Consider the following 325-nt stretch of genomic DNA (forward strand, 5'->3'; position numbering starts at 1 on the left):
CGTTCTACGGCGATCTGGGCCTGGACAAGGGCGTACCCCAAAACGTGTTCGAGCTGAACGTCGGAAACCTCAAGCCGCTCAACGGCCGTAACCTCCCGAACAAGGCCATCACCCTTACTCCCGGCCACACCGTTACTTTGCCGGACGGCAAGGGCAGTATCACTTTCGACGGCGTCAGGAAGTACGTGGGCCTGGACGTCCACAACAACCCCGGCCAGCTGTATGCGCTGATCTTCGGGTTGCTTGCCGTTGCAGGCCTGGTGACGTCCCTGTACGTCAATCGTCGGCGGGTGTGGGTGCGCACCGGAACGCATGAAGATGGCCG

General features: G+C 61.5%; 1 protein-coding gene. It reads left to right on the top strand.

Annotation, left to right across the window (positions count from 1 at the left end):
• On the top strand, positions 1–325 hold a 325-nt coding region (locus SB764_RS39035), incomplete at both ends, for a cytochrome c biogenesis protein ResB (RefSeq protein ID WP_410866616.1).

It is taken from the genome of Paraburkholderia sp. SIMBA_027 (genome assembly GCF_046535315.1).
Classification (GTDB): Bacteria; Pseudomonadota; Gammaproteobacteria; order Burkholderiales; family Burkholderiaceae; genus Paraburkholderia; species Paraburkholderia tropica.